Here is a 22,996-nt window from a genome sequence, read left to right as displayed (position 1 = left end):
GCCGTCTTTTCGATGGCGGTCGGGTCGGTGACAGAACAGAAAAGAAACAGGCCGTGCCGTCCCGGGCGTCACGGCCGCAAGACAGAGGGACGATCCACATATGGAGCAGTTGACCGATCTGGTAACAGATAACAAGATCCCGGTAGGTCGAACGGCGAAAACTTTCTTTGACTGGCTGAACACCCATGCGGCCGGCGTTTTCAATACGATCTCGGATGCGATGAACTGGCTGATCAGCGGTATTCTGACCGCGCTGGAGGCCCCGCATCCCTTTCTCTTCATTCTTCTGGCCGTGGCGCTGACATGGCTGCTGCAGCGGCGCTGGCAGCCCTGTGTGCTGATGGCGCTTGGCCTGCTGTTCGTGCTGAACCAGGGCTATTGGGAAGAGACGCTGCAATCGCTGACACTGGTTCTGGCGGCATGCATCGTCTGCATGGCCATCGGCGTGCCCATCGGCATCGCCGCCGCGCATCGCCCGCGCCTTTACGCCTGGATGCGGCCGGTGCTGGACCTGATGCAGACGCTGCCCACCTTTGTCTATCTGATCCCGGCCATCGTCTTTTTCGGCATCGGCATGGTGCCCGGATTGCTGGCCACGGTGATCTTCGTGCTGCCCGCGCCGATCCGGCTGACGCAGCTTGGGATTTCCTCGACCCCGCCCTCGCTGGTCGAAGCGGCGACCGCCTTTGGCGCGACGCCCCGCCAGCTGCTGTGGAAGGTCGAATTGCCAAGCGCCCTGCCCCAGATCATGACCGGGCTGAACCAGACCATCATGCTGTCGCTGTCGATGGTGGTGATCGCGGCGCTTGTCGGGGCCTCTGGCCTTGGCGTGCCGGTGGTCCGGGCGCTGAACAGCGTGAACACCGCGCTTGGCTTTGAATCGGGCTTCGTGATTGTGGTGGTCGCCATCCTGCTTGACCGGATGCTGCGGATGGAGGGCCGGAAATGAGCCAGATGAACAACAGCGCCCCCAATGCCGTCGAATTCGAGGATGTGAATATCGTCTTTGGCGACAAGCCCGAAGCCGCCCTGCCGCTGATGGATGAGGGGATGGAACGGCCCGAGGTGAAAGAGCGCACGGGACAGGTTCTGGGCGTCCATAATTGCAGCCTGAACGTGGCCGAGGGCGAGATTCTGGTCCTCATGGGCCTGTCGGGTTCCGGCAAATCGACGCTGCTGCGGGCGGTGAATGCGCTGAACCATGTCGTTCGCGGCGATGTGCGCGTGCGCCGTGGCGATCAGATGGTCTCGGTCACAGCGGCGGGGGCCAGGGAATTGCGCGACATCCGCCTGCGCACCGTGGCCATGGTCTTTCAGCAATTCGGCCTTCTGCCCTGGCGGACCGTGCGGGAAAATGTCGGGCTTGGGCTGGAACTGGCGGGCATGTCCGCTGCGGACCGCAAGGGCAAGGTCGATGACCAGCTTGCCACGGTGGGCCTGTCGGACTGGGCGGATCGCAAGGTCGGCGAATTGTCGGGCGGCATGCAGCAGCGCGTCGGTCTGGCCCGCGCCTTTGCGACCGAGGCGCCGATCCTGCTGATGGATGAGCCCTTCAGCGCGTTGGATCCGCTGATCCGTTCGCGCCTGCAGGATGAGCTGCTGGAACTGCAGGAACGGACCAAGCGCACGATCATCTTCGTCAGCCACGATCTGGACGAGGCTTTCAAGCTGGGCAACCGCATCGCGCTGATGGAGGGCGGGCGCATCGTCCAGATCGGCACCGCAAGACAGATCATTGCCAATCCGATCAACGAATATGTTGCCGATTTCGTCGCCCATATGAACCCGCTGGGCGTGCTGACCGCGGCCGATTTCCTTGAAACCGGCGAGGCATTCGGCCAGCCCGTGCCCCGCGACATGCCGGTGCGCGACGTCATGCGGCGGCTGACCGATGTGGATTCGGTGCCCATCGAGGGCGGCGGCCGCGTCACGCGAGAGGCGGTTCTGTCCCGGCTTGTCGATCCCAACCAGTAACGCAAGGGGGCCGCGCGATGCGGCCCTTTTTCGTCAGCTGTTCTGCAGGTCGCGGTGGTAACGGATCAACAGCGCGATGCCGATGGCGATCAGCGTCAGGCTGACCGCGAAGACATAGATCGGGCTGACATAATCGCCGATATAGGACGGGTAGAAGGATTTCCGCATCTGCCCGACCACATGCACCAGCGGGTTATACCACAGATATTTCTGCGCCACCGCGGGCATGTCGTCGAACATGAAGAAGATGCAGGACAGCAGGAACAGCGGCCGGGTCAGGATCGACCAGATATTTTCCCAGGACGGAAAGGCCGCGAACAGGAAACAGTTGATCACCCCGACCCCGATCCCGAAGGCAAAGGCCATCAGCGTGGCCAGCGCGATCCCTTCGAATTGCGGATCGGTGCGCGTCTCCATCAGCAACAGGATCCCCGAGAACAGGATATAGCAGACCAGAATCTGGGTGATCGCGTTGAAGATCGTGCGCGCGATCAGGGCATCCATGAAGGTCACCGCCGGATAGGCCAGCAATGCCTTGGAATTCATGATCGAGCGCGAAATCCGGCCCGACATCGCCATGAAGATGCTGAAGGGCAGAAAGCCGGTGGCATAGAAGATCGCGAAATTCGTCCCGATGGGAGGAGAGCGGAACCCCATCGAAAAGATGATCGTCAGCAGGGCGATCCCGCCCACCGGCTCGGCAATGGCCCACAGATAGCCGCCGGCGCTGCGGCCATTCGTCGTCGCCATCTCTCGCAGGATCAGGGCGCCGATGGATCGCAGGCTGGCAAAGGAGCGCTGCTGGTGGACCGGGCGCAATTCGCCCTGATCCGGGCTGGCGGCGCGCCGTTGGGGCAAGGGGGCATTGGCCATTGCATGGCTCCGACGGGGTTATGGGTCACGCATCCGTAAAGGATACGCGCTGGAACTGCTTTGACGGTTTATGTATGACAGCCGGAAGCAGATGAACAGCAGGCAAGAGTTCCCGGGCATGTCAGACAGCAAAGACGTAACGGGCCATCGCGATGACGCGCCCCCGCAAAATGACCCGTCGGTACAGGAGACACCGCGTCGCCCCAATTTCAACACCCCGCTGGTGGCGAAGGATGGCGGCGAAGGCGCAGAGGCCGCCCCTCCGCCCCAACCGGCGAAAAAGCCGGGACCGGGTGCCAACCTGACGCCCGCGCAGCGCCGTCAGCAAAGACAGCAGCGCCGCGCCCTGATGGAGGGCGCCGAGGAAGAGGATACGGATGAGGCCATCGTCCGCCGCCGCGCCAACAAGCGGCGGCAAAAGGCGATCGTCGCCGCCGCCCGCCCTGCCCCGCGCGCCAAGGGCCCGGTCCGCCCCACAGCCGCCGCCGCACGATTTGCGCGCCGCCATGCCATTCAGGCCGCCAGCCTGTTCCTGATCGTGATCCTGCCGCTGCTGGTCAGCGCCTGGTATCTTTATGCGCGGGCCGCCGATCAATATGCCTCTTACGTGGGGTTTTCGGTGCGCAGCGAAAGTGGCGGCACCTCGGCCGAATTGCTGGGCGGGCTGTCCACGCTGGTCGGCGGCTCCAGCACCACCACCACCGATACCGATGTGCTCTACAAGTTCATTCAAAGCCACGATCTGGTGGAAAAGGTGGATGCGCGGCTGGATCTGCGCCAGATCTGGTCCAAGGCGCCCGGCGATCCGGTCTTTGCCTTTACCGGCGGCCCGGCGCTGGAGGATCTGCTGAACGAATGGGAAAGCAAGGTCCGCATCTATTACGACAATGGCATGATCGACCTGCGCATCCTGGCCTTCGACGCCGGGGATGCCCAGGCCATCGGTCAGGCGGTGCTGGATGAAAGCACCATCCTGATCAACCAGCTGAACGATGTCGCCCGCGAGGACGGGCTGCGCTATGCCCGCGATGAGATGGAGCGTGCAGGCCAGCGCGTCAAAGAGGCGCGTCAGGCGCTGACCGAGTTCCGCAACCGCCATCAGCTTGTCGATCCGACCGCCGATGTGCAGGGTCAGGTGGGCGTGGTCAGCACATTGCAGACACAGCTGGCCGAACAACTGGTCCAGCTTGGCCTGCTACAGGCCAATGCGCAGGCCAATGACCCGCGGATCGAACAAAGCGAGCTGCGCATTCAGGTGATCCGCGAGCAGATCGCCGCCGAGCGCCAGAAATTCGGCTCGGAAACCGGCGAGGCGCTGTCGGAAATCGTCGGCCAGTTCGAAGGTCTGGCCGTGGATCGCGAATTTGCCGAACAAAGCTATATCGCGGCGCGCGCCACCTATGACACCGCCCGCGCCGAGGCCGCGCGGCAGTCGCGCTATCTGGCCGCCTATGTCAAACCCACGCTGGCGCAAGAGCCCGAATTCCCGCAGCGCGCCAAGCTGCTGTTCATGATCGGGGGCTTTCTGCTGGTGATCTGGGTGATCGGCGTGCTGATCTTCTACAGCCTGCGCGACCGGCGATGATCAAGCTGCAGAACCTGCACAAAAGCTATAAGCTGAATGGCCGGACCAAGGTGGTGGCCCGCAATATCAACGCGGTCTTTCCCACCGGGGTCTCGGTCGCGCTTCTGGGGCGGAACGGGGCGGGGAAATCCTCGCTTCTGCGGATGATTTCCGGCGCGATGCTGCCCACTTCGGGGCAGATCCTGTCGACCGGCACGATCAGCTGGCCGGTGGGCTTTGCGGGATCCTTCAACGGCCAGCTGACGGGCGAACAGAACTGCCGCTTCGTCGCGCGGGTCTATGGCGTGGATACCGACGAGATGCGCGATTTCGTCGAGGATTTCGCGGAACTGGGCGAACATTTCTATCTGCCCTTCCGCACCTATTCCTCGGGGATGCGGGCGCGGCTGGCCTTTGGCGTGTCGATGGCGGTGCCCTTCGACACCTATCTGGTCGATGAGGTTTCGGCGGTGGGCGATGCCTCGTTCAAGGAAAAATCGAACCGCGTCTTTGCCGAGCGCATGTCATCGGCGGGCGCCATCGTGGTGTCGCATTCGATGATGATGCTGCGCCGCACCTGTCAGGCGGGGGCGGTGCTGGAAAATGGCACGCTGTCCTATTTCCACGATATCGAAGACGCCATCGACGCCCATCTGACCAATATGGAACGGGCCATGGGCAAGCGCTGAAAACCGCCGGATCGTGACAGGTTCATGTCACCCGCACGGCAAGGCTGGCACCCGCCAAAGCTGCATATTACAACGGCGCGAACCTTTGGAACTTGGGGCATTCGGATGAAGATTCTTGTTCTTGGCGGCGATGGTTTCTGCGGCTGGCCGACCGCACTGCACCTGTCGGCACGCGGCCATGACGTCATCATCGTGGACAACCTGTCGCGCCGGAAAATCGATGTCGAGCTAGAGGTGACATCGCTGACCCCGATCCGTCCGCTGGGCGAGCGTGTCGCCGCCTGGACAGAGATCACCGGCCAGAGGATCCGGGTCGAGAACTTCACCATCGGCGAACATTATCACCGCCTTCTGACGCTGTTGCAGCAGGAAAAGCCCGACGCGGTGATCCATTTCGCCGAACAGCGCGCCGCGCCCTATTCGATGAAATCCAGCTGGCACAAGCGCTATACCGTCAACAACAATCTGAATGCGACCAATGACGTGCTGGCCGCGATCGTCGAAAGCGGGCAGGATATCCATCTGGTGCATCTGGGCACCATGGGCGTCTACGGCTATGGCACCGCCGGGATGAAAATTCCCGAAGGTTATCTGGACGTTGTGGTCGAAACCGAGAATGGCCCCCATCGGCAGGAAATCCTGTATCCGGCCAATCCCGGCAGCATCTATCACATGACCAAGACGCAGGATCAGCTGTTCTTCTTCTATTACAACAAGAATGACGGTGTCAGGATCACCGATCTGCATCAGGGCATCGTCTGGGGCACGCAGACCGAAGAAACCGGCATGGATGAACGGCTGATCAACCGGTTTGACTATGATGGTGATTACGGCACGGTGCTGAACCGTTTCCTGATGCAGGCGGCCATCGGCTATCCGCTGACCGTGCATGGCACCGGCGGGCAGACCCGCGCCTTCATCCATATCCAGGACACCTGCCGCTGCATCGAACTGGCGCTGACCAACCCGCCGAAACCGGGCGACCGGGTCAGCATCCTGAACCAGATGACCGAAACCCACCGGGTGCGCGATCTGGCGCGGATGATCGCCGAGCAGACCGGCGCCGAGATCGCCTTTCTGACCAATCCCCGCAACGAGGCCGAGGAAAACGATCTGCATGTCGCCAATGACCGTTTTCTGGGTCTGGGGCTGGAGCCGATCCGGCTGCAGGACGGTCTGCTGGCCGAGGTTCAGCAGATCGCCCGGCGATATTCCGCACGCTGCGACCGATCCAAAATCCCCTGTCTGTCACAATGGCGCCGAGCGTGAAAATCCGGCTGGCCAGAATCGACATGATCGGCCAATAAGATCGCCATGTTTCGCGACGCGACCGGATATGGCAGAGTGACGAGGGCGGCCTTTGGGCTGCTGATCGCCTTTGCGCTACTTTTGCGGCTGTTCGGTCCCGCCGGCGCCCTGCCCGCCAGGGATGGCTATCTGGCCATCTGCACCGGCACCGAGATCATCTATGTCGAGGCCGCAAGCCTTGGCTTTCCCACCGAAAAAAGCCCCGACAGCCCGGATCGGGATCATCAGGCCGAAGCCTGTCTGTGGTTTTCGGGCCTGTACGCGGTCGAACTGGCCGCGACCACGACGCCGGATGCGGGGCAACGCCTTTATGTGCGGCAGGCCGCCCGCATCCGGGCCGATCAACGCGGCGATCAGCGGCCAGCCCCCGCGTTCCATGCCCGCGGGCCACCCGCCCTGTCCTGACAGAACAATATCGCATCGGCGTGCCCGCAAGGGGCACGACGGATATCACGTCTTGGGACATCTATCATGGAAAATACAAATCGGCGGGGCGGCGACGCGCCCGCGCTCTATCGTGCCATCTGGCGCTGGCACTTCTATGCGGGGCTGATCGTCCTGCCCTTCATGATCCTTCTGGCCGTCACCGGCGGGATCTATCTGTTCAAGGATGAAATCGCGGACCTGACGCATCGGCAGGAACGGATCGTCACCGCCGAGGATCGGGCGATGCAGCCCCCCTCGGCGCTGGTCGCGACGGCGATGCAGGCGCAACAGGGCACGGTTTTCGCCTATCTGCCGCCTGCATCGGCGGAGCGTTCGGCGGCGGTCAAGATCAAGGATGCGGACGGGGCCAAACAGATCGTCTATATGAACCCCTATTCGGCCAAGGTGTTGGGCAGCCATGCCGATGCCGGCGCATCGGCCACGCCCGCGATGAAGCTGGTGCGGGACCTGCACAGCCTTGCCTATACCGGCTGGCTGGGCAATCGCCTGATCGAGGCTGTGGCCGGCTGGATGGTGCTGCTGGTGGCGACCGGCATCTATCTGTGGTGGCCGCGCGGGCAGAAAGGCGGCGTCGTGACCGTACGCGGCAAGCCCGCCCGCCGGGTCTTCTGGCGCGATACCCACGCCGTGACCGGACTGATCGCATCGGGTTTCATCATCTTTCTGGTGCTCAGCGGCCTGCCCTGGTCCGGGGTTTGGGGGGCGAAATTCTATGACCTGTCCTATCAGGCCGGGTTGGGCATGCCGGACGGCTATTGGGACAAGCTGCCCGTCTCGACCCAGCCGGTGGCCGATGCCATCGACCGCGCGCCCTGGATCATGGAGGGTCAGCCCATGCCCGTCTCGACCACGGCCAAGGGCGTTCCTGCCGCGCTGGATGCGGTGGTCGCGACGGTCGAGGATCGCGGCATCACGCCGGGCTATGCGCTGAATATCCCGACGACGCCGGAAGGGGTGTTCACCGCCTCGGTCTATCCCGATGACATCACGCAGGAACGGATGATCCATCTGGACCAGTATAGCGGCAAGGTGCTGTTCGACATGGGGCTGAACGATCTGGGCGCGCTTGGCAAGACGGCGGAATGGGGCGTCAGCCTGCATATGGGTCAGGCGTTCGGCCTGCCAAATCAGATCGTTCTGCTGCTGGTCTGCGTTGCGATGGTGCTGATGGCCGTCTCGGCGGTGGTGATGTGGTGGAAGCGCCGCCCTGCCGGATCGCTGGGCGCGCCGCAATTGCCGACCGACTGGCGCATTCCGCGCATGGTGCTGCTGATCGCGGTGGCGGCGGGGCTGTTCTTTCCGCTGGTCGGGCTGTCGCTGCTGGTCGTGGCGGCGCTGGAGCTGTCGATGATGGGATGGGCGCGTCTGCGCACGGCCTGACAGCCAAAACAAAGGGCGGGACGAATCCCGCCCTTTCAACGTGAGTGGTCACGCATCAGAAATTACTGAATTTTGGCCCAGGTCTGGCTTTTGCAGATCAGGCCGCCGGCGACACAGCCGGACAGGCTCATCCGGTTGCCCGACACGGTGGCCTTGCCGCTGTAGATCTTGTCATTGGCGGGGCGCCAGACCTGACCGCTGTAATTGCCGCCGCCCTGTGCGGACATGTTCCGCACGATCTGCCGACCGATATTGGGGGATTTGTACTCTGCCCCGTCCTTGAAGGTCCGGCTGATCGTGCCACAGAAGCCCCCGCCGCAGGGCGCGATGGTCACATAGGCGAAAGAGCCTTCATCGGGCTGCGTTTGCCACACGCCCTCGATCGGGTCTGCGGCTACGGCGGTACCCGCCACGGCCAGGGCCGCAGCGATGATAAGTTTGCGCATGAATCCTCCTCCTCAGGATATGCGCATGCTGCGCGCCGATTTTGCTTCTGGCAAGCATGACGTAGGGTCCGCCTCTTCCGTTTCGTGCCCGTGCATGTCAAAGGAAGGCAAATTCCTGCAGAAGAGAGCCTGCCATGATCCTCTATCCCGCCATCGACCTGAAAGACGGCAATTGCGTGCGCCTTCTGCGCGGCGAGATGGAGGCGGCGACGGTGTTCGGCACCGATCCGGCGGCGCAGGCGCGGGCCTTTCAGGATGCCGGGGCGCAATGGCTGCATCTGGTCGATCTGAACGGCGCCTTTGCCGGGCATCCGGTCAATGCCGAGGCGGTCGAGGCGATCCTGGCCGCCATTACCGTGCCCGCGCAGCTGGGCGGCGGCATCCGCGACATGGCCACCATCGAAAGCTGGATCAGCCGCGGGCTGAGCCGGGTGATCCTGGGCACCGTCGCCGTCGAGGACCCCGATCTGGTGCGCGATGCCGCCCGCGCCTTTCCGGGCAAGATCGCCGTCGGCATCGACGCACGCGCGGGCAAGGTCGCGACCCGTGGCTGGGCGACCGAGACCGATGTGATGGCCACCGATCTGGCCCGCCGCTTTGAAGATGCCGGGGTGGCCGCGATCATCTATACCGATATCGACCGCGACGGCGCGATGCAGGGCCCCAACATCCCCGCGACCGAGGCACTGGCCCGCGCGGTGGATATCCCGGTGATCGCTTCGGGCGGCGTGTCCTCGATGGACGATCTGCAGGCGCTGAACGCGACCGGCGTGATTGCCGGGGCGATCTCGGGCCGCGCGCTCTATGACGGCGCGATCGACCTGTCGCAGGCTTTGGCGCTGCTGAAATAGCGCCGCGCCCGCCTTGCCCGGCGCCGGGCGGCCCCCTAACATATCCTCGCCAGCGTGACGCCAGCCCTGACCTGTTTTCAGAAAGCGACTGCCGATGCCCCCCTCACGCCGAGATATCCTTGCCGCGCTGACCGCGACTGCCATGGGCGGCATAGCCAGCAAGGCCCGCGCCCAGCCGGAGCCCAGAAGGGCCCGCGTCATCACGGATGAGCGCGCCAGCAGCTTTGACATCGGACCGCAGGATGCGGGCTGGCGCGTCTTTGTCGGCCTGCCCCGCATGCCCGCCCCCGCCGATGGATATTCCGCCATCATCGCTACCGACGGCAATGCCAGCTTTCCGGGCCTGTGGGACCGGCGAGAGAAGCTGGCCCCCGACGCGCCCGTGGTGGTGATCGGCATCGGCTATCCCACCGAATACACCGTCGATACCGAACGGCGCTGGTTCGATCTGACCTCGCCCGGTCAGCCGCCGACGAGCCCGGCGGAACTGATGATGCAGACCCGCCCTGAACGCCGCACCGGCGGGCGCGCCAATTTCCTGCAGGCGCTTGCCGATGGCATCCTGCCCGCCGTCGTAAGCCGGGTGGCGCTGAACATGCAGGATCTGACGCTCTACGGGCATTCTCTGGGCGGGCTGTTCACCTTGCATGCGCTGTATACGCGGCCGACGCTTTTCGCGCGCTATGTCGCATCTGACCCCTCGATCTGGTGGAACAATGGCGAGGCCCTGCGCGAGGCTGCAGCTTTCGCGGGCGGGATCAGGGCGGCAGGCGGCGATGTCGTTCCGCCACGTGAGGTGCTGGTCGCGCGCTCAGCGGCACTCAGCAATGACAGCCGGTTGCAATCCCTGCCCGCACTGGTCGAGATCCTGCGCGACATCGACGGGCTGGACGTGACCTATCAGTCCTATCCCGACGAAACCCACGGATCGCTGCCGGGTATCATGATGGATCAGGCGCTGGACCTGCATCTGGGGCGATTGGGGCAATAGCGCGCCCGAAAAGCCGCGCGGATCAGATCTGGCGTTCGGGCATCTGCACGACCAGCCCGTCCAGATCCTCGGTCACCTGCAACTGGCAGGTCAGACGAGAGCGTTCGGGATCGGGCTCATAGGCAAAGTCCAGCATATCCTCTTCCATCGGATCGCGGGCGGGCAGTTTGTCGATCCATTCCGGCGCGACATAGACGTGGCAGGTGGAACAGGCGCAGGCCCCGCCGCAATCGGCGTCGATCCCGGGAATGCCATTGTCGCGCGCACCCTCCATCACCGTCATGCCGGGCTTGACCTCGACCTCGTGCCGGGTGCCGTTATGCTCGATATAGGTGATTTTCGCCATGGCTCGTTTCCTTTGCTACGCAAGGCGAGATAGGCCATTGCGCCGGATTTGAAAAGGGGCGGCCCAACCGGACCGCCCCTTCGTCTCACGTGCTGTCGTGATCTTATTCCTCGTCCACCGGCAGCGCCACAAAGCGCGGCTCACCATCGCGGCGGATCAGCACCAGCAGGGATTTGCGCCCCGCATCGCGGGTTTGCGCGATCCGGTCCTTCAGATCCGCGACGCTGGCAATCGGCTGCTGCGCCGCCTCGGTGATGATATCCCCCGGCATCAGCCCTTTTTCAGCCGCTTCGCTTTCGGGATCGACCTCTTGCACGACCAGCCCGCTGGTGTCGCGCGGCAGGCCCATATCCGCCGCGATCTCTGGCGTGATCGAGCCCAGCGTCATGCCCAGCATCTGATCGGTCTTCGATTCCTGCGGCTGGTTGCGGGAATTGTCGTCGCCCGTGCCCTCGGCCGTTTCGCGACGGCCCAGCGTCACGCTGAGGGTTTCGGGACCGTTCTGGCGCTGCACCACGACATCCACCGCCTCGCCCGCAGGGGCCTCGGCCACGCGGCGCACAAGCGAGCGCGTATCGACCACGTCCTGACCGTCAAAGCCGATGATCACATCGCCCGCGCGCATGCCCGCATCCTTGGCCGGGCCATCGGGCACATCCGTGACCATCGCGCCGCTTTCGGTGGTCAGGCCAAGCGCCTCGGCCATGTCCGGGGTGACGTCCTGGATCTTGACGCCCAGCCAGCCGCGACGGGTTTCGCCATATTCCTTCAGCTGATCCACCACGCTGGAGACCACATTCGAGGTCATCGAGAAACCGATCCCGATCGAGCCGCCATTGGGCGACAGGATCGCGGTATTCACGCCGATCACCTCGCCGTCCAGATTGAACAGCGGACCGCCCGAATTGCCCCGGTTGATCGCGGCATCGGTCTGCAGGTAATCGTCATAGGTGCCCGACAATTCGCGGTTCCGCGCCGACACGATCCCCGAACTGGCCGAGAAGCCCTGCCCCAGCGGGTTGCCAAGCGCCAGCACCCAATCGCCGACGCGGGCACTATCGGAATTGCCGAATTTGACGAAGGGAATGGCGGCGTCGCTGTCAACCTTCAGCAGCGCGACATCGGTATTCGGATCGGTGCCGACGACCTTCGCGGGCAGCGTCTTGCCGGAATAGAATTCGATCTCGATCTCATCGGCGCCGTCGATGACGTGGTTATTCGTGACGATATAGCCATCCGAGGAAATCACGAAGCCCGAGCCAAGCGCGTTCGAGCGCTGCGGCATGCCGCGATCGCCCGGGCCGCCTTCATTCGGGAAGCCGGGAAAGCCGAAATCGCGGAACAGATCGGAAAACGGACTGCCTTCCGGGAAGTTCGGGCCATTGCCGCCGGTCGGGCGCGACACGACCGCCGTGGTGGTGATATTCACCACCGCCGGGGCGACCTGTTCGACCAGATCGGCAAAGCTGTCGGGCATCACCTGACCGGGCGCTGCATCGGTGGCCACGGCGCCAAGCGGCTCGTTATTATTGGCAGCCTCCTGCGCCCGCTGGCTGGCTTCGGGCGAGACATCGTCCTGCGGGGCCTGTTGCGCCTGTTGCGCGGCCGCAATGCCAAGCCCGACAGTCATCGCCAAGGCCGAAGCCGACAGGAGATACCGAGGAGAAAGCGATTTCATGCTGGGTTTCCTCATCTTTCTTTTTTCTTAGCCGGTCGCATCCGGGCCGGAACGGGATTGATATGAATGAAAAATAAGCGCGAGTTGCAAATAAAGCACGCTCTCGGACAGTGAACTGATCGTGACTTTTGTTACGAAACGGGGCGAATGTCGCCATTCGCCCCGTTTATCAATCAGTTAGCGGCAGGTGCCTGATCCTGCTGCGGCGTCTCTGCACCGGCATCGGGGATCACCTCGGCCTCATCCTGCGGGGGTGTCACCAGGCTTTCGGGCACCGGCGTCAGCTTGACCCCTGCGGATTCACCCAGACGGTTGCCCTCGCGGTCGGTGACTTCGGGCGTCACCAGTTCCTCGCCGCTGTCCTGCGCGGCAGAGCTGGCCGGCGCGACCGTCCGCGCCGAATTGCCGGCAGGCACCGGGGTCGAGGGCGGGTTGGCATTCGCCGCGCCATCGTCGCGCAGATAGCTGAAGAATTCGCCATCCGGCTGCATCACCATCGAGCTGTTCTGCCCGCGCAGGGCGCGCTGATAGGATTGCATCGACCGGGTGAAGGCAAAGAATTCCGGATCGCGGCCAAAGGCATCGGCATAGATCGCGTTCCGCTGGGCATCGGCCTCACCGCGCACGATCTCGGCCCGCTTCATCGCTTCCGAGGTCAGTTCCACCACGGTCCGGTCAGCGGCGGCGCGGACACGCTGCGCGGCCTCGCCGCCACGGGCGATTTCATCGGCGGCTTCGCGTTCCCGCTCGGCCCGCATCCGGGCATAGGTCGCCTCCAGGTTCTGCTGCGGCAGGTCGGTGCGGGTCAGACGCACGTCGATCACATCGACGCCCAGACCGGCGGCATTGGCGCGGGCCTCGTCGCGGATCTGGTTCATCAGCGCGGTCCGGTCATCCGACAGCACCGCCGTCGAGGGCACGGTGCCCAGCGTGTCGCGGATGGCGTTGCCGACGATGGGCTGCAGCCGGTTCTGCGCGACCTCGATCCCGCCAGAGCCGACGGCCTGACGGAAGGCGCGCAGATTGCTGATCCGCCAGCGCGCGAAGGCATCGACCACCAGGCGGCGGTCATCGGCCGGGGTGACTTCCAGCGGCGTCGTGGGCAGGCCCAGGATACGGCCGTCGAATTTCTCGACATTCTCGATCAGGGGCAGCTTGAAGCCGATGCCTGGATCCTCTTTCTCGGCCACGATCTCACCAAAGCGCATGACTAGCGCCTTTTCGCGTTCGTCCACGATAAAGACCGACAGCGCGAACAGGACCGCGATCACGGCCAGCACGCCAACGAAGATGGTCGAGCGGATGTTACTGCTACGTGCGGCCATCAGTTATTCCCTCCGGTCGAATTCGTGATGCTGGCGCCCTGACGGCGCAGCTGGTCCAGCGGCAGATAGGGAAGCACCCCGCTGCCCTGCCCGTTCGCGCCACCGTCAAGGATCACCTTGTCGATTCCGCCCAGAACATTCTCCATGGTTTCCAGATACATCCGGCGGCGGGTCACATCCGGCGCCTTCACATATTCCTCGTAGATCGAGTTGAAGCGCGCGGCCTCACCCTCGGCGGTGTTGACCGCTTCGGCGCGATAACCCTCGGCCTGTTCCAGCGCCGCAGCCGCGTCACCGCGGGCCTTGGCCAGAACGCGGTTGGCATAGGCGTCGGCCTCTTTCTCAAGCCGGTCGCGCTCCTGCTGGGCGGCCTGCACCTCGCGGAAACTGTCGATCACCTGGCTGGGCGGGTCGGCCCGGGCCAGGTTCACACGAATGACATTGATCCCCGACTGATAGGCATCCAGCGTCTGCTGAACCGAGGCCTGCAGATCGGTGCCGATCGCCCCCCGGTCGCGGTTCAGGATCGGCCCAAGCTCGCTGCGGGCGATAATGTCGCGCATCGAGGATTCGGCCACCGCGCGCACGGTGTCGCCCGGATCGGCCAGGTTGAACAGGTATTTTTCCGGGTCGCTGATATTCCAGACGACCTGATATTCCATTTCGACGATATTCTGGTCGCCGGTCAGCATCAGCCCGCTATCGGCCGAGCCTTCGCCGCCGGTGCCGATCTCGGTCACGCGTTCGTTGGTGACGGGGATGACCTCGGCGGTGACCACCGGCCAGGGCGCGAAGTTCAGACCTTCGCCGCGTACGGCAATCGAGCGGCCGAACAGGAATTCGACCGATTGTTCGTTGGTCTGCACGCGGTAAAAGCTGGAAAAGGCCCAGACCGCGATCAGCGCCAGACCGCCCAGCGTCAGCGTGGTGCGGTTGATGCGGAACCCGCCGCCCCCGCCGCCAGGACGCCCGCCGCCGGTGCCGCCGCCATTCCCGCGACCGCCCATCAGCACGCGCAGGCGGTCCTGACCCTTTTTCATCAGTTCCTCGATCTCGGGCAGTTGCTGCTGGCCGCCGCCCTGACCGGGCCGACGTTGCCCGCGCGGTGGCTGCTGATCCCCCCAAGGACGGTTCGACGGACGCTTGTCGCGATCCTCGTCGTCTCCTCCGCCGCTTCCGCCGCCGCCCCAAGGGCCCTGATTTGCCATATGTCAGACCTTCTTTCGTCGTTAGAATATCTTGCTTGAAACTGGGGCCGGGACGGGGAATGTCAACCCGTCCACGTGCTTGTCAGTCCCGCTTGCGCTGCGACACAAGGACGCCAGCGCCCCGCTGTCAGTCATCGCCACCCTGCCCGCGATACTGTTCGCTGGGCTGGCGCATGGTCACCAGTTCCTCGGATGCGGTGGGATGAACGGCGATGGTGGCGTCGAAATCCGCCTTGGTCGCGCCCATCGTGATCGGGATCGCCGCAAGCTGGATCATCTCGCCCGCTTCGGGGCCAAAGATGTGGCAGCCCAGCACCTTGTCGGTGTCGGGATCGACCAGCAGCTTCATCATCATCCGCTCTTTCGAGCCCGCAAAGCCCGAGCGCATGGGCCGGAAGGTGGTGGCGAAGACATCGACATCCCCGCGTGCCTTGGCCTGCTCTTCGGTCAGCCCGACGCTGGCCAGCTCGAACGGGCGCATATAGACCGCGCTGGCCACGATATCGTGGTTCACCTTGCGCGGTTTTGCGCCAAAGACGGTGTCGGCATAGGAATGGCCCTCGCGGATGGCCACCGGGGTCAGGTTGACCCGGTCGGTCACATCGCCAACCGCAAAGATCGACGGGACCGAGCTTTGCGACCATTCATCGACCGCAATCGCGCCGTTCTTCTGCAACCGGACCTCGGTATTTTCCAGGCCGAGTTCCTTGGTATAGGGGGCCCTGCCGGTCGCAAAGAACACAGCGTCGAAGCGGTCGGTGCTGCCATCGTCGAAGGTGACGACGGTCTGATCGCCCTCTTGGTCCAGACGCGTGGGCGAAATCCCAAGCCGCAGGTCCACGCCGATATCGCGCAGCTGCGCGGTGGCCAGATCGCGGCCCTGCCGGTCAAAGCCGCGCAACACTGCATCGCCGCGATAGGCCTGCACCGTCTGCACGCCAAGCCCGTTCAGGATGGTCGCGAATTCGCAGGCGATGAAGCCGCCGCCGATCAGCAGCGCGCGGCGCGGCAGCCTGTCCAGCAGGAACAGATCGTCCGAGATCAGCCCATGCTCTGCCCCCGGAATGTCAGGCCGCACGGGACGGCCGCCGACGGCGATCAGGATATGTTTGGCGGTCTTGAGCGTGCCATCCGCCAGTTCGACCGTGTGATGATCGGCGATCGTGGCGCGCTGCATGAACAGATCCACCCCGGCATTCTGCTGACCCGAGGTATAGACCGCTTCCAGCCGGTCCAGTTCCGCATGCAGTTTCGTGCGAAAGCCGGGCCAGTCGAAATCGCCGGTCGCGGCCGATTGCCAGCCATAGCCCTGCATTTCCTGCGCCATCAGCGGCGCCGTGGCGGCAAAGATCATCAGCTTTTTGGGAACGCAGCCACGGATGACGCAGGTGCCGCCCATGCGGCTTTCCTCGGCCAGCGCCACGCGGGCGCCATATTGGCTTGCCGCGATCCGCGCGGCGCGCACACCGCCCGAGCCACCGCCGATCACGAACAGGTCATAGTCGAATGTCACGGATTATTCTCCCTCTCCGATCAGCATATCGGCATCGATATCGGCCTCTCGGTCCAGTTCCACAACCGTCCCGTCGGGTTTTCCGATGATCGCCTTGCAGCACATGCCCAGAAACAGCCCGTGTTCGACCACACCCGGAATCGCCGACAGCGACCGCGCCAGGGTCAGCGGATCCTCGATCGCGCCCAGGTGAAGATCCAGGATCCAGTTGCCCTCATCGGTGACCCAGGGGTCGCTGCCCTTCAGCCGGTGAAGCACCTCGACCTCGGCCATGTCCTGTTTGTCCAGCGCGCGGCGGATCAGCCGGTGGGTGGTCTCGAACCCGAATTGCAGCACCTCGACCGGCAGGGGAAAGGCGCCAAGCTGATCGACGATCTTGCCCGGATCGGCGATCACCACCATCCGGTCGCTGGCCGCCGCGACGATCTTTTCACGCAGATGCGCCCCGCCGCCGCCCTTGATCAGATGCAGGTCGGGGTCGATTTCATCGGCGCCATCGATGGTCAGGTCCAGCCAGCCGATCTCATCCAGTTTCTCGATCCGGATGCCCAGGCTTTCGGCCAAAGCCGCCGTCGCGTCCGAGGTCGCCGCGCAGCGCAGCGACAGCCCCTCGGCCCGGATCCGCTGGGCCAGTTCCCGCACCATGATATTCGCGGTCGAGCCGGTGCCAAGTCCCAGCCTCATGCCATCCTGAACCATGGACACGGCGGCACGCGCGGCGGCTTGCTTGGCGGGATCGGGTTCGATGGAATGCGACATGTTCGGCTCCTCCGGGATTGGGTCTGCGAATGTATACTGAATGGTCAATCAAAGGGCGAGGATGAATTCCCGCAAATGCGGCCATCCGGTCATTGATCAATCGCGGGCAGACAGCGTCAGCGCGACGATTCCGGCGGAAAACAGGGCCACCAGCGCCAGAATGACCGTGGCGCGCAGGTCCGTCAGCCCGGTCCCCATAAGCAGAAAGGACAGCCCGACGATCGCATAGGTCACCAGCGGCGCGATCATCCAGAAACGCGCGTTCCGCCAGCGGCCCGTGCCAAAGCCGAACAGCAGTTGAAACACCGCCATACCGGCCAGCGGGCTGAGCCAGTTGAGAATCACGCCCGCCGCCATTCCACCGCCGCCAACAATGCCCGGACCCAGCATCATCTGCGCCGACAGCGTCACGACAAGATAGGTCACCGCGACCCCGGCGACAAAAGCCAGCACATAGGCCAGCAGTTCAACGGCACTTACTTTTCCCGACATCTTCCCTGTTTTCCCTTACGCCACCGGGGCCGCGACTTCGGGCAGGATCACCGTGAAGGTGCTGCCCGCACCGCGCGCGCTGTCGATGCGCAGCCGCCCGCGATGGCGGTTGATGATGTGTTTGACAATCGCAAGGCCCAAACCGGTGCCGCCCTGCTCTCGCGAGCGATGGGTATCGACGCGGTAGAACCGCTCGGTCAGGCGCGGAAGGTGGCGACCGTCGATCCCCTCGCCCCGGTCGCTGATCTCGACCGCCCAGGCCGGGCCACGCAGCAGCGGCTCATGCGGGATGCGGCGCATCCGCACGCCCAGATAGCCGCCGGATGCCGCATATTTCAGCGCGTTTTCGATCAGGTTCTGAAAGATCTGCACCAGTTGGTCGGGATCGCCGGGCACCATCTGGCTGCCCGCGATGCCATCGGTTTCGATGCTGACACCCGCGGTTTCGGCCACCGGCGTCATCGTCGCCACCACCCCCCGCAGAAGCAGGGGCAGATCCAGCGGGCTGGTCGGGCGGCGACGCTCTTCCGCCTGCACGCGCGACAGGGACAGCAGGTCGCTGACAAGACGGTTCATGCGCCCGGCCTCGCGCTCCATGATGTCCAGAAAGCGATCCCGCGCTTTGGCGTCGTTGCGCGCCGGACCGCGCAAGGTTTCGATAAAGCCGATCATCGCCGTCAGCGGTGTTTTCAGTTCATGGCTGACATTGGCGACGAAATCGCGCCGCATCTGTTCGGCCTCTTCGGCCACGGACAGGTCCAGCACGGCAATCGTGGCACCCTTGCCAATGGCGGCGGGCAATGGGGCGACGGTGATTTCGGCGACAACCTCGCGCCCGTCGGCGCCGATCTGGGCCCGCATCGTCGCGACACCCTCGGCCGGGCTGGGCAGCGCCGGATCCGGGACCGGCGCGGGATGATTGTCGGGATCCAACACCCAATCGACGGCCCCGACCACGGCCGGGTGGCGCAGCACCGTCACAAAGGGCCGATCCAGCAGGTTGCGCCCGAACAGCGCCTCGGCCGCGCCATTGGCGGCGATGGTCCGGGCCGAGGCGTCAACGGCCAGCATCGCCACCGGCACGCCGTCCAGCAATCCCCTGGCCCGTTGCCGAACCCGGTCCGTCATTCCGCGACCGGACGCAAACCTGACCGGAAGCGGGCCGCATTGGCGCGGTAATGTTCGGCGGATCGCAGCAAACGGGCCTGCGCCTCGTCATCCAGCATGCGGACAACCTTGCCCGGTGCGCCCATGACCAGCGCGCCCGGCGGGATCTCTTTGCCCTCGGCGATCAGCGCCCCGGCCCCGATCAGCGCGCCCGCGCCGATCTTCGCTCCGTTCAGCACCGTGGCCCCCATCCCGATCAATGCGCCATCACCGATCTGGCAGCCATGCAGAATCGCGCGATGGCCGATGGTGCAATTCGCGCCGATGATCAGCGGATAGCCGGGATCGGTGTGGCAGACGCACAGATCCTGCACATTACTGCCGCGCCCGACGCGGATCTCTTCGTTATCGCCACGCAGGACCGCACCCCACCAGAGAGAGCTTTCCGCCTCCAGCACCACCCGCCCCATGAGTTGCGCATCGGGCGCCACCCAGGCGTCCGCCGCAATCTGCGGCGCGATTCCGTCCAGTTCCCAGATCATGACTGCTCCTCTGCCATCAGTTGTTTGACGAATGCCCCCAGACCGGCGCGACGGTCGCGACGCAGCCGTTCCGACGTCAGGATCGAGCGCAACTGCGCCTCGGTCTCGTCCAGATCCTCATTGATCAGCACATAGTCATATTCGGCCCAATGGCTGATTTCCGCACGGCTTTTTTCCATGCGCCCGGCGATCACCTCATCGCTGTCCTGCCCGCGCGTGCGCAGGCGGCGTTCAAGCTCGGGCAAAGAGGGCGGCAGCACGAAGATCGACACCACATGCCCCCCCAGGGCCGAGGCGCGGATCTGCTGCCCGCCCTGCCAGTCGACGTCGAACAGCGTATCGCGCCCCTCGCGCATGGCCTGTTCCACCGGACCGCGCGGGCTGCCGTAATAGTTTCCGAACACTTCGGCATGCTCCAGCATCTGTTCGTTCTTCACCATGTCCCGAAACTCGTCGGGCGAGGTAAAATAATAGTGCTGCCCGTGGATTTCGCCCGGCCGGGGTGAGCGGGTTGTCGCCGAAACGGAAAATTGAAGGGAAGAATCCCACTCCATCAGCCGCTTTGCCAGCGTCGATTTTCCCGCCCCCGAGGGCGAAGAGAGGATGACCAGCAACCCGGTATGATCCATCGGCTTTCCCTTCTTTTTATGGCATTTTACTGGCGGGAATGGACCAGTCGCGGGCGCCGGTCAAGCCCGTGGCACATATTCGCCGACCGTGCATTTAAGTGACGGTGAGCGTTTTTCTTAACCAATGATTAGGAAACGACTCGGCTTGATCCCCCAAAACGTCCTATGGTGTGATATGTTTTAGGCCGCTGGTTCGCGGCGCAGGTTGTACGATTGGGTGAGGGTTGGCCTTTTGTCTGAAGACTGTTTTGAGGACGGGACTGAGATCCAGGCGCAACCACGCTCGGCCGATGTGTTGCGGCTGGCGGATTTCGACCCCCATGCCCCCTCCAAGATCATGGCAGAGATGCGCGCCTATTGGCAGACCCTGTGCCGGGGCCGCGCGATCCCGCAGCGTTCGGATATCGAACCGCGCAGCATCAAGATCGGACTGGATCACGCCTTCATTCTGGAACGCATGGCGCCGGGCGCGGCGCGTTTCCGTCTGGCCGGACGCCATCTGATCGACCTGATGGGGATGGAGGTGCGCGGCATGCCGCTGTGCGCGGTGCTGAACCCGACCTCGCGCGGGCGGCTGTCCGATATTCTGGAAGCCGTCTTCAAGGCGCCGCAAATCGCCGAGCTGGAGCTGTTTGCCAAGGCCGAATATGGCCGTCCGGAAATGCGCGCGCAGGTTCTGCTGCTGCCGCTGAAATCCGATCTGGGCGATGTCACCCGGGCGCTTGGCTGTCTGGTCTCGGAAGGGCGCGTCGGCATGGCGCCACGCCGGTTCGATCTGGTCGGTGACAAGATGCTGCCGATCATCGAGGGCGGCAAGACTTTGGCCCCCTCGCCCTCGGCCGGGAACAGCTTCATCTCCAAGCGCACGTCGCGTGGCTCGACCCCGGTTTATTCGCATGCCACCGATGTCGCGAAAATGCCGCAGATGAGTTCGACCGATCAGGTTCAGGACGATTCGCCAGAGGCCCGGCGCGCGCTGTTCAAGCTGGTCTCTCTTCCCGGCGAGGGGAACCGCAACGACCGGCAGCATTAAGCCAGCCGTCATCAAACCAGCCGTCATCAAGTCAACCGGTGCGCTGCCATTCGTAATGGATGCAGGGCGCGGGGAATGGGCGTCCAAGCGACCGCGCCTCATGCTTGCGACTGGCGCGAAACCCAATTTTTTCAAGCACTTTTGAAGATGCGGCATTGTCGGCAAAGACCGTCGCGACCAGCGTCGGCGGATCGAAGCGCCTCTGGACCTCGGACAGAAAGGCGCGGGTCATTTCCTGCGCCAGCCCCTGCCCGGCGACTGCCGGATCAAGAAAATAGAAGATCTCGGGCGGGTGCTTGTCGCTGATGCCGATCGAGCCCACGACCCGGCCCTGATGGCGCACCACAAGCCGGATTGGCGGTGTCGTCGCATCCGTGGCCAGAATCGCCTCGGCCTCGGCCATTGGCATGCCGGGATAGAAGCGCAGCAACATCCGGGCGACCTGCGGCAGCGTGGCAATGCGGTAGAGATCGGGCAGATCCGACGGGCGATAGGCGTCGATGACCAGACGGGGCGTGGTCAGAACCATTTCCGTCATGCGCGCCCCTTATTCCGTCGAGACCACCCGCACCGAACCACCCTTGGCCGACAGGGCGATCTTGCCCTCGGCCAGGCGCAGCGCATCGCTGCCGAAGACCTCGGCACGCCACCCCTTCAGCGCCGGCATGTCGCGGTCGCCGGTGGCAATCGCATCCAGATCAGAGGATGAGGCGATCAGCTTGGGCGCGACCCCCGCCGCATCGGCCTTGGCCTTCAGCAGCACGCGCAGCAGATCCGACAGGGCGGCATTGCCGGGCTTGCCGGGAACGTCGTTCTTGGGCTGCGGCAGGTCCGTCGTCTCCATCCCCGCCTTCACGGCGGCCAGAATGCCCTTGGCGATCTCGCCCTTGCGCGCCTCGCGCAGCAGAAGGCGGGACCGGCCCAGATCGTTTTCGCTTGTCGGCTTGGTCGAGGCCAGCTCGATCATCGCGTCATCCTTGAACACGCGAGAGCGCGGGATATCGCGCTGCTGGGCATAGGATTCGCGGAACTTCGCCAATTCGCGCAGGATCGCCAGGAAGCGCGGCGAATTCGTGCGGGTGCGCACCTTCAGCCAGGCCTCTTCCGGGCGGTTGGTATAGGTCTCGGGATCCTCCAGCACGCGCAATTCTTCGGCCAGCCAGCCTTCGCGCCCGTTCTGCTTCAACTCGGCGGACAGATATTCGTAGATCTGGCGAAGATGGGTGACATCGGCGCGGGCATAGGCCTTTTGCGCATCCGACAGCGGACGGCGCGACCAGTCGGTAAAGCGCGAGGATTTGTCCAGATTGGCCCGCGCGATCTTGCGCACCAGCGTCTCATAGCCGACCTGTTCGCCAAAGCCGCAGACCATCGCTGCCACCTGCGTGTCGAAAAGCGGCTTGGGAAACAGCCCGGCATCGTGGAAGAATATTTCCAGATCCTGACGCGCGGCATGGAACACCTTCACGGTGCCTTCATGGCGGAACAGATCATAAAGCGGTTCAAGCGACAGCCCCTCGACCAGAGGATCGACCAGCACCGCCTGCCCGCCTTCGCCCGTCACCTTGGACGCAGGCGGAATCGCAAGCTGGATCAGGCAAAGCTTGGACCAATAGGTCCGCTCGCGCAGGAACTCTGTATCGACAGTGACATAAGGCTGGTTCTTTGCGGCATCACAAAAGCGTGCCAGATCTTCTGTACGGGTAATCGCCATAATATCGTTGTTCACTCGACTCTTAAACGCAGCGGGTCGTTCACCATGTACCCAGCCATAGGCGCTAGCGCGCTGGTTGAAAACATGTATGTTAGGACAAATATAAGCAAAACGCATCATTTGTTGC

24 protein-coding genes are annotated in these 22,996 nt (G+C 64.0%); 10 read left to right on the top strand and 14 right to left on the bottom strand.

Annotation, left to right across the window (positions count from 1 at the left end; genetic code table 11):
- The first annotated feature begins 100 nt into the window (after positions 1–100).
- Positions 101–949 carry a choline ABC transporter permease subunit gene (gene choW / locus JHX87_RS01220; RefSeq protein WP_271884543.1) on the top strand — a complete coding sequence of 283 codons (849 nt, stop codon included), beginning with the start codon at positions 101–103 and terminating at the stop codon, positions 947–949.
- The gene (gene choV / locus JHX87_RS01215) at positions 946–1,974 is read left to right on the top strand and encodes a choline ABC transporter ATP-binding protein (RefSeq protein WP_271884542.1); all 1,029 of its coding nucleotides are present in this window, start codon (positions 946–948) and stop codon (positions 1,972–1,974) included. The genes choW and choV overlap by 4 nt, the downstream gene beginning before the upstream one ends.
- Positions 1,975–2,007: 33 nt before the next feature.
- Here the strand turns inward: choV and JHX87_RS01210 are convergent, their stop codons facing one another.
- Positions 2,008–2,847, bottom strand: a complete 840-nt coding sequence (locus JHX87_RS01210; RefSeq protein WP_271884540.1) for an ABC transporter permease — start codon at positions 2,845–2,847, stop codon at positions 2,008–2,010.
- Positions 2,848–2,965: 118 nt separating this feature from the next.
- On the opposite strand from JHX87_RS01210, the gene JHX87_RS01205 reads away from it, so the two are divergent.
- The 5 genes from JHX87_RS01205 to JHX87_RS01185 all read left to right on the top strand — a co-directional run bounded on the left by JHX87_RS01205 (position 2,966) and on the right by JHX87_RS01185 (position 8,235).
- Entirely contained in the window at positions 2,966–4,432 is a 1,467-nt protein-coding gene (locus JHX87_RS01205) for a KpsE/RkpR family capsule polysaccharide export protein (protein WP_271884539.1), read from the top strand.
- Entirely contained in the window at positions 4,429–5,100 is a 672-nt protein-coding gene (locus tag JHX87_RS01200) for an ABC transporter ATP-binding protein (protein ID WP_271884538.1), read from the top strand. The genes JHX87_RS01205 and JHX87_RS01200 overlap by 4 nt, the downstream gene beginning before the upstream one ends.
- Before the next feature lie 105 nt (positions 5,101–5,205).
- On the top strand, positions 5,206–6,369 hold the full coding sequence (locus tag JHX87_RS01195) for an NAD-dependent epimerase/dehydratase family protein (protein ID WP_271884537.1): 1,164 nt from the start codon (positions 5,206–5,208) through the stop codon (positions 6,367–6,369).
- Between the two features lie 45 nt (positions 6,370–6,414).
- Complete coding sequence (locus tag JHX87_RS01190) at positions 6,415–6,813, top strand: hypothetical protein (protein ID WP_271884536.1); 399 nt, start codon at positions 6,415–6,417, stop codon at positions 6,811–6,813.
- A 66-nt stretch (positions 6,814–6,879) separates the two neighbouring features.
- The gene (locus JHX87_RS01185) at positions 6,880–8,235 is read left to right on the top strand and encodes a PepSY-associated TM helix domain-containing protein (protein WP_271884534.1); all 1,356 of its coding nucleotides are present in this window, start codon (positions 6,880–6,882) and stop codon (positions 8,233–8,235) included.
- 62 nt (positions 8,236–8,297) lie between these two features.
- On the opposite strand, the gene JHX87_RS01180 is transcribed toward JHX87_RS01185, so the two are convergent.
- Positions 8,298–8,681, bottom strand: a complete 384-nt coding sequence (locus JHX87_RS01180; protein ID WP_271884533.1) for a DUF2147 domain-containing protein — start codon at positions 8,679–8,681, stop codon at positions 8,298–8,300.
- Positions 8,682–8,815: 134 nt separating this feature from the next.
- Here JHX87_RS01180 and hisA point away from each other — a divergent pair, with 134 nt between their 5' ends.
- Together hisA and JHX87_RS01170 are read left to right on the top strand one after the other, a co-directional pair.
- The gene (gene hisA / locus JHX87_RS01175; RefSeq protein ID WP_271884531.1) at positions 8,816–9,532 is read left to right on the top strand and encodes a 1-(5-phosphoribosyl)-5-[(5-phosphoribosylamino)methylideneamino]imidazole-4-carboxamide isomerase; all 717 of its coding nucleotides are present in this window, start codon (positions 8,816–8,818) and stop codon (positions 9,530–9,532) included.
- Between the two features lie 94 nt (positions 9,533–9,626).
- A complete protein-coding gene (locus JHX87_RS01170) occupies positions 9,627–10,523 on the top strand; it encodes an alpha/beta hydrolase (protein WP_271884529.1) in 897 nt (298 codons plus the stop codon).
- 22 nt (positions 10,524–10,545) lie between these two features.
- Here JHX87_RS01170 and JHX87_RS01165 read toward each other — a convergent pair whose 3' ends face one another.
- The 10 genes from JHX87_RS01165 to gmk all read right to left on the bottom strand — a co-directional run bounded on the left by JHX87_RS01165 (position 10,546) and on the right by gmk (position 20,122).
- Positions 10,546–10,869: a 2Fe-2S iron-sulfur cluster-binding protein gene (locus tag JHX87_RS01165; protein ID WP_271884528.1), complete on the bottom strand. Its 324-nt coding sequence runs from the start codon at positions 10,867–10,869 to the stop codon at positions 10,546–10,548.
- A 103-nt stretch (positions 10,870–10,972) separates the two neighbouring features.
- Positions 10,973–12,547 (bottom strand): DegQ family serine endoprotease, encoded by a 1,575-nt coding sequence (locus JHX87_RS01160; RefSeq protein WP_377776042.1) that lies wholly within the window; start codon positions 12,545–12,547, stop codon positions 10,973–10,975.
- A gap of 173 nt (positions 12,548–12,720) precedes the next feature.
- On the bottom strand, positions 12,721–13,872 hold the full coding sequence (gene hflC, locus JHX87_RS01155; protein ID WP_271884526.1) for a protease modulator HflC: 1,152 nt from the start codon (positions 13,870–13,872) through the stop codon (positions 12,721–12,723).
- On the bottom strand, positions 13,872–15,080 hold the full coding sequence (gene hflK / locus JHX87_RS01150) for an FtsH protease activity modulator HflK (RefSeq protein ID WP_271884525.1): 1,209 nt from the start codon (positions 15,078–15,080) through the stop codon (positions 13,872–13,874). The genes hflC and hflK overlap by 1 nt, the downstream gene beginning before the upstream one ends.
- A gap of 127 nt (positions 15,081–15,207) precedes the next feature.
- The gene (gene gorA / locus JHX87_RS01145; RefSeq protein ID WP_271884524.1) at positions 15,208–16,593 is read right to left on the bottom strand and encodes a glutathione-disulfide reductase; all 1,386 of its coding nucleotides are present in this window, start codon (positions 16,591–16,593) and stop codon (positions 15,208–15,210) included.
- 3 nt (positions 16,594–16,596) lie between these two features.
- Entirely contained in the window at positions 16,597–17,352 is a 756-nt protein-coding gene (rpiA, locus tag JHX87_RS01140; RefSeq protein ID WP_271884522.1) for a ribose-5-phosphate isomerase RpiA, read from the bottom strand.
- A gap of 96 nt (positions 17,353–17,448) precedes the next feature.
- The gene (locus JHX87_RS01135; protein ID WP_271884521.1) at positions 17,449–17,844 is read right to left on the bottom strand and encodes a hypothetical protein; all 396 of its coding nucleotides are present in this window, start codon (positions 17,842–17,844) and stop codon (positions 17,449–17,451) included.
- A gap of 15 nt (positions 17,845–17,859) precedes the next feature.
- Entirely contained in the window at positions 17,860–18,972 is a 1,113-nt protein-coding gene (locus tag JHX87_RS01130) for a sensor histidine kinase (RefSeq protein ID WP_271884519.1), read from the bottom strand.
- On the bottom strand, positions 18,969–19,493 hold the full coding sequence (locus JHX87_RS01125; protein ID WP_271884517.1) for a gamma carbonic anhydrase family protein: 525 nt from the start codon (positions 19,491–19,493) through the stop codon (positions 18,969–18,971). Before JHX87_RS01125 ends, JHX87_RS01130 begins: the two co-directional genes overlap by 4 nt.
- A complete protein-coding gene (gene gmk / locus JHX87_RS01120; RefSeq protein ID WP_271884515.1) occupies positions 19,490–20,122 on the bottom strand; it encodes a guanylate kinase in 633 nt (210 codons plus the stop codon). Before gmk ends, JHX87_RS01125 begins: the two co-directional genes overlap by 4 nt.
- A gap of 232 nt (positions 20,123–20,354) precedes the next feature.
- On the opposite strand from gmk, the gene JHX87_RS01115 reads away from it, so the two are divergent.
- Positions 20,355–21,155 (top strand): PAS domain-containing protein, encoded by an 801-nt coding sequence (locus tag JHX87_RS01115; RefSeq protein ID WP_271884514.1) that lies wholly within the window; start codon positions 20,355–20,357, stop codon positions 21,153–21,155.
- Between the two features lie 31 nt (positions 21,156–21,186).
- On the opposite strand, the gene JHX87_RS01110 is transcribed toward JHX87_RS01115, so the two are convergent.
- Together JHX87_RS01110 and rnd are read right to left on the bottom strand one after the other, a co-directional pair.
- Positions 21,187–21,693, bottom strand: a complete 507-nt coding sequence (locus JHX87_RS01110; protein ID WP_271884512.1) for a GNAT family N-acetyltransferase — start codon at positions 21,691–21,693, stop codon at positions 21,187–21,189.
- 9 nt (positions 21,694–21,702) lie between these two features.
- Positions 21,703–22,872, bottom strand: coding sequence for a ribonuclease D (rnd, locus tag JHX87_RS01105; RefSeq protein ID WP_271884848.1), 1,170 nt, complete (start codon positions 22,870–22,872; stop codon positions 21,703–21,705).
- Between the last annotated feature and the right edge of the window lie 124 nt (positions 22,873–22,996).

Origin of the sequence: Paracoccus fistulariae, assembly GCF_028553785.1 — a bacterium.
GTDB classification, from domain to species: Bacteria; Pseudomonadota; Alphaproteobacteria; order Rhodobacterales; family Rhodobacteraceae; genus Paracoccus; species Paracoccus fistulariae.
The sequence above is the reverse complement of the archived record's forward strand: the minus strand, read 5'-3'. Positions and strand labels throughout refer to the sequence as shown.

Bases quoted from the DNA above. Each gene is read 5' to 3' on its own strand.
- choW (WP_271884543.1), top strand. From the start codon at position 101: ATGGAGCAGTTGACCGATCTGGTAACAGATAACAAGATCCCGGTAGGT.
- choV (WP_271884542.1), top strand. From the start codon at position 946: ATGAGCCAGATGAACAACAGCGCCCCCAATGCCGTCGAATTCGAGGAT.
- JHX87_RS01210 (WP_271884540.1), bottom strand. From the start codon at position 2,847: ATGGCCAATGCCCCCTTGCCCCAACGGCGCGCCGCCAGCCCGGATCAG.
- JHX87_RS01205 (WP_271884539.1), top strand. From the start codon at position 2,966: ATGTCAGACAGCAAAGACGTAACGGGCCATCGCGATGACGCGCCCCCG.
- JHX87_RS01200 (WP_271884538.1), top strand. From the start codon at position 4,429: ATGATCAAGCTGCAGAACCTGCACAAAAGCTATAAGCTGAATGGCCGG.
- JHX87_RS01195 (WP_271884537.1), top strand. From the start codon at position 5,206: ATGAAGATTCTTGTTCTTGGCGGCGATGGTTTCTGCGGCTGGCCGACC.
- JHX87_RS01190 (WP_271884536.1), top strand. From the start codon at position 6,415: ATGTTTCGCGACGCGACCGGATATGGCAGAGTGACGAGGGCGGCCTTT.
- JHX87_RS01185 (WP_271884534.1), top strand. From the start codon at position 6,880: ATGGAAAATACAAATCGGCGGGGCGGCGACGCGCCCGCGCTCTATCGT.
- JHX87_RS01180 (WP_271884533.1), bottom strand. From the start codon at position 8,681: ATGCGCAAACTTATCATCGCTGCGGCCCTGGCCGTGGCGGGTACCGCC.
- hisA (WP_271884531.1), top strand. From the start codon at position 8,816: ATGATCCTCTATCCCGCCATCGACCTGAAAGACGGCAATTGCGTGCGC.
- JHX87_RS01170 (WP_271884529.1), top strand. From the start codon at position 9,627: ATGCCCCCCTCACGCCGAGATATCCTTGCCGCGCTGACCGCGACTGCC.
- JHX87_RS01165 (WP_271884528.1), bottom strand. From the start codon at position 10,869: ATGGCGAAAATCACCTATATCGAGCATAACGGCACCCGGCACGAGGTC.
- JHX87_RS01160 (WP_377776042.1), bottom strand. From the start codon at position 12,547: ATGAAATCGCTTTCTCCTCGGTATCTCCTGTCGGCTTCGGCCTTGGCG.
- hflC (WP_271884526.1), bottom strand. From the start codon at position 13,872: ATGGCCGCACGTAGCAGTAACATCCGCTCGACCATCTTCGTTGGCGTG.
- hflK (WP_271884525.1), bottom strand. From the start codon at position 15,080: ATGGCAAATCAGGGCCCTTGGGGCGGCGGCGGAAGCGGCGGAGGAGAC.
- rpiA (WP_271884522.1), bottom strand. From the start codon at position 17,352: ATGTCGCATTCCATCGAACCCGATCCCGCCAAGCAAGCCGCCGCGCGT.
- JHX87_RS01135 (WP_271884521.1), bottom strand. From the start codon at position 17,844: ATGTCGGGAAAAGTAAGTGCCGTTGAACTGCTGGCCTATGTGCTGGCT.
- JHX87_RS01130 (WP_271884519.1), bottom strand. From the start codon at position 18,972: ATGACGGACCGGGTTCGGCAACGGGCCAGGGGATTGCTGGACGGCGTG.
- JHX87_RS01125 (WP_271884517.1), bottom strand. From the start codon at position 19,493: ATGATCTGGGAACTGGACGGAATCGCGCCGCAGATTGCGGCGGACGCC.
- gmk (WP_271884515.1), bottom strand. From the start codon at position 20,122: ATGGATCATACCGGGTTGCTGGTCATCCTCTCTTCGCCCTCGGGGGCG.
- JHX87_RS01110 (WP_271884512.1), bottom strand. From the start codon at position 21,693: ATGACGGAAATGGTTCTGACCACGCCCCGTCTGGTCATCGACGCCTAT.